The sequence below is a fragment of the Flavihumibacter cheonanensis genome, from assembly GCF_022352215.1.
Classification (GTDB): Bacteria; Bacteroidota; Bacteroidia; order Chitinophagales; family Chitinophagaceae; genus Flavihumibacter; species Flavihumibacter cheonanensis.
In genome coordinates this window covers 1-279 of record NZ_JAKRWF010000231.1, presented here as the reverse complement: position 1 = coordinate 279, position 279 = coordinate 1, and the positions used below count along the sequence as shown (strand labels likewise).

At 46.6% G+C, this 279-nt stretch carries 1 protein-coding gene; it reads right to left on the bottom strand.

What is annotated here, in order from left to right; translation table 11 throughout:
- The coding region (locus MD536_RS21820; RefSeq protein ID WP_239603887.1) for a hypothetical protein at positions 1-279 on the bottom strand (279 nt) is incomplete at both ends.

Below are 279 nucleotides of genomic sequence, written 5' to 3'. Positions count from 1 at the left end.
ATACCGCCTGGGGGTAAAGAAAAATCTAAATTCCTAAACAACACTTTGTCGCCAAACGCCTTTTCAACATTATGCGCTTCAATGACCACATCACCCAACCGCGGGCCTGGTGGAATGAAAATTTCTATTTCTTCACGCCTTTTTTCCCCACCTTCAGTGAGCATTGTTTCATAGGCAGATATGCGCGCCTTACTCTTAGCGTGTCTGCCTTTGGGATTCATGCGCACCCATTCAAGCTCCCTGGCTAATGAGCGTTGGCGTTTAGACTCTGTTTTTTCC